The following is a 4,244-nucleotide window of genomic DNA, read 5'->3' on the forward strand; positions in this document are numbered from 1 at the left end:
TAGGTTGGATGGCATGAGTGGCTGTCATAGTATTTAGCGTAGGCGGGGCTGATACGAGGGAACAGGACATAGAAGAAATGTCCTTTTTTGTTTGGGCAACATTTCTTAGAAACTAGTACATATTATAAAATGCTTTTAAACGCTTTTTTACTTAGTACATCTTATCCAGTCTAGAAATTGAAAAAGACCACCTCTTCCCAGTCAAAAGAGGTAGCTTTTTTTAAAATTGAATTTACAGTAGTTGTTAGATAAGGCTTTATTGCATCTTGAGTAAGTTGCTTAATTTAATACACTGTATTCGTAGACAACATATTCACCGCTTTTTCTAACAGTAAAATATCTTCTTCAACCATTCTTTTCACATCGTCGAAATCAAGTTGAATATACTCTTCTTTTAAACGTTCTAATTCCCTGGTGAACAGGGATCCCGTATAGTACTTATGATTTGTCACTACTATTTATCCCCTTTGTGTGCTCTTAATGTATGTAATTCCCCTTTATTTAGATTCACAACCAATTAAAGCAGGATTTATAAAAAAAATAATCCTTCCCTTATGCAGGCAAAGGATTTTTAACTTTATTGTAATAGGGAGAATACGTTATTAGTGTGGCCAGATTTGTAGTTTCATATACATACAAAGTTTGAAAATGTTATAATCACTCTAATTCTCTCTTACCTGAGTTTCATAGTTTATTTAGTAAATACTAAAGTACTTCGTATATTATTACAGTTTTATCATTTGTACCTGCGGGCGGCAAATAAATGATATATAAAATCATGATTTTTGTACAATACAAGCACTAGTTTTTTTACTTTCATGATAGCTGTTTATGGTGAAGAAGTAAGTTTACTTGTTCCATTCTGAAGCTAATATACCCATAAAGTATGTATCTACGTACTTCCCATCCACATAAGCATGATTTCTTAATTTTCCTTCGGTAACAAAACCGATTTTTTCATACAATGCAATTGCCTGTTCGTTTATTCCTCTTGTAGTTAAATAGATTTTATTTAGACGGAGCTGTTTAAATCCTAGATCAATCATTTGCTCCATGGCTATTTGACCGTATCCTTGCCCTCTAGCTTCTGAAGATAAAAGAATTCCTATACTAGCTCTTCCATGTGCGTAGTCTATATCTTTTAGAAATACCCATCCAACTAATTCTTTTTCATCGCTTTCAATTCCTAAAATTAAATCGTTGTTCATTCTTTTCTTTTCTACTTCTTGTACCACTTCTTCATAGGTTAAAGGTGTCCTGCCTATCATTTGTATTGCCCGTTCATCATTTAACCATTTATGTAAGGATTGAATGTGAGCTGTTTCAAATGGCGTAAGGTGTATTCTTTTTGTACTCATTTTATCTACTCCTTTTACGTATATTGAATCTTTATCTTAATTAGAGTTAATTCATTAGTTTGAGATATTAAATCAATTATCTTATTTTCTTTTATGTTGATTATTTTACCATTAATTATAATTAAAGGAAGTTTATCTTCAAGGGTTTCGGTTTCTTCCTTAGGAAATAGTTAAATAAAAAAACCTTTGCCCAGAGKGGCAAAGGTTTTTTATTTATTAGACCGGCTACAATGATTTCGTTAAAAGCTTTTTTCAATTAGTAGTTGCGTGTGCGTGTTTTTACAAAAAAAGAGCAGCCTTAAAGGCCGCTCTTTTAAAGTATGGTTTTTATTACTAGATAAACTGCAGCAATCGATGCAAGAACGATAAGTACATTCAAAATGCGATGTTGAGTAGCTAAGTGGCCTCGCTTCATTTCTGCACGAGTCAATGGTTTCTTTTCATCATGATTTCCACTCACTCTGTTACATCTCCTATCCTGTTTAGTTATTGGTTCTGCTAATTTAAGCAATAAGCTGATCTTTGTCAGCTGCTTCTTCCTTTTTTATCTTCCCTCTACATAAGATATAGAAAACACTAAACATAACAATCGACCAAATAAGATTAGCTCCTGGCTCAGTGTTAGCTACCTTAAACAAACTCGGTATAGATCCGAAAACAGAATCGTCCGTTGTAAGGAACAGAGCGAGAAACATGTTGTTGGCTGCGTGTGCGCCAATGGTAATTTCTAAGCTTTTTGTTTTAATCGCGATATATGTAAGAGCAAAACCAGCTACAATATAATCTAATCCCACCAATATAATGGATTTATTCATTTCAGGATTAGCAAAATGACCTATTGAAAACATTAGTCCAACAATAATCGCAAGTAAAATTGGACGCTTCACTTTCTTACTCACCCATTGAAGAAGAAGTCCTCTAAAGAAAAGCTCCTCCGTTGTTGTTTGAATAGGTACTAACAAGAATGTAATAAGTATTAATAGTACATACTCTTTCAGACTTACATGATTCCATGAATAATCTGAGTGGTTAAACACGACATCAATTAATTGTGAAACGATTAGTAACAGACTAAAAGCTCCAAAAGACCATATTACTTTCTTCCAATTCACACGTTTGTTAGCAGTGATTAATGATTTCATTTTTCGTTTGTGAATAAAACGAATCCCGATCCATAAACCAAAAATCCAGCATATGTACACAATATGAGATAACAAAAAATCAAGGTTAGCATTGATTCCTACAGCCACTCCGCTATCAAAATCAAAATATGATTTTCCACTTTCGTCTGCTGCAACCATAACCATGTCAGCGATAATATAAATAATCGACCCTAATAGCATGAACCCAGAAGCCAGTATCATTGTGCTTAAATAACGCTTCCAGCCGTTTTTTCCTTCTTCCACATCTAGATAGTTCTTCATTTTATTTTACTCTTACTCCCTCAGCGTTCTCTTCTCAATCAAATATTTCTTCTCTACTTCGTTTTTGTCCTGGCAATATATAAATTTATTAGGACGAGTAGCCCTGTACATATTTTAAATACCGCTGACGTAAATCTTTTCAAATGACTCTGCCTTTAGAGATAAACCCAAAGAGACTGCCAAAGCCAGTAAAGCAACACCTTATTTATCCCTTGATTCTTCACACAGAATTCTTTCTTCTTCTCTTACTTAGCATCATAAAAGCCGTTAAAAAACAGCTTTTTCTAAAAGAAGACTAGACAGCAAATCCTCTTGAACCGTTATATGTTGCTCATATGTGCCCGCATACACATAATTTTGAAGAAAGTACTTGCTACTCAAGAATATATATCCTAAAACAACTAAAATAAATATTTTTTTCAACATTTCCCTCACCTTTTTATTCAAACTTTTACCCTCATGGCTGTTACCACAACACTTAAGAGTTTATACATAAACAACTTTTTCAGTTTTTAAATTAGCAATCAACTCATATAACACCATAAAAATATATATAAGTTACAATAATATTACATTATTATTACAAATGTAACAACAATATTATAACCAAGAAAAATAGGATAATCAATATGAAGTGTCTAGTAAAACAGATAAAATTGCTAGATTCGTATCATACGTGTAAATAAATCGAAAACTTTTGGAAAAAGGGTGTTAGTTCCCMTGCAGAAATATTTATAGAAACAAAAAAGCAAATTCCCTATCATTAGGAGTTTGCTTCTTTTATTTAAATCTCAGATAGAGTTTTTATAACCTTTTTCATCTCATTTAGTATAGAGATAATACGTTTTAAGAAAATAATTAAGGTACAATATCCCCTTAATGAATGCGCCTCTTTAAGAAGTATCTACTCAAAGTATGGTTTCTCTTTTTCTTTTAAAGGGAACTAAACCGTAAAGTTCAACCTTAAAAGGAGACAATCATGGTTACAATTGAATCAATTATAATAGGCATTGTATTTATCCTCATTCAACTATACGCATTAACGATTGTCGAACGTTCTCCAAACGGGGAGCAAAAGCTGCTCTCATTATCAGGCGGTGTAGCTATTGCTTATGTGTTTATTTATATCTTACCGACACTTCATAAAAAACAAGAAGAGTTTGGAGGATCCTTGGCCCTTGATACTGAACTATATTTTCTTGGTCTTCTCGGCTTACTCGTCTATTTTTCTGTGTATTCATTTGCTCAGACGAAGGCAGCCACACACCTGAAGGAACTGACCGTTTATATGGTACAGGCGAGTTTCTTTATGGTTTATTCTTTTATCATTTCTTATGTTGTGTTCTCAACCGATGTCAAGCGAGTTGAATCACTATTCTATGGATTGGCTATCAGCCTTCACTTTATGGGGTGGTCCTACCATCTAGGAAAAAAACATCATCGCTTGCACAAAAACAGAGGT

At 33.3% G+C, this 4,244-nt stretch carries 5 protein-coding genes; 1 reads left to right on the forward strand and 4 read right to left on the reverse strand.

The genetic code is table 11. From position 1 onward, the window contains the following. Positions 1 to 284 precede the first annotated feature (284 nt). From AC1DRF_RS17910 to AC1DRF_RS17925, 4 genes are all read right to left on the reverse strand, one after another. Entirely contained in the window at positions 285 to 452 is a 168-nt protein-coding gene (locus tag AC1DRF_RS17910) for a hypothetical protein (RefSeq protein WP_427075059.1), read from the reverse strand. A 396-nt stretch (positions 453 to 848) separates the two neighbouring features. After that, positions 849 to 1,358, reverse strand: a complete 510-nt coding sequence (locus tag AC1DRF_RS17915; protein ID WP_162214766.1) for a GNAT family N-acetyltransferase — start codon at positions 1,356 to 1,358, stop codon at positions 849 to 851. A 313-nt stretch (positions 1,359 to 1,671) separates the two neighbouring features. Further along, positions 1,672 to 1,818, reverse strand: coding sequence for a hypothetical protein (locus AC1DRF_RS17920; RefSeq protein ID WP_198530636.1), 147 nt, complete (start codon positions 1,816 to 1,818; stop codon positions 1,672 to 1,674). 43 nt (positions 1,819 to 1,861) lie between these two features. Then, positions 1,862 to 2,782, reverse strand: coding sequence for a CPBP family intramembrane glutamic endopeptidase (locus tag AC1DRF_RS17925; RefSeq protein WP_427075060.1), 921 nt, complete (start codon positions 2,780 to 2,782; stop codon positions 1,862 to 1,864). Positions 2,783 to 3,761: 979 nt separating this feature from the next. Between AC1DRF_RS17925 and AC1DRF_RS17930 the strand changes: the two genes are divergently transcribed. After that, positions 3,762 to 4,244, forward strand: a 483-nt coding sequence (locus AC1DRF_RS17930; RefSeq protein WP_477741304.1) for a hypothetical protein, incomplete at its 3' end; no start/stop codon positions are given.

Source organism: Priestia sp. P5_B4, assembly GCF_056400385.1.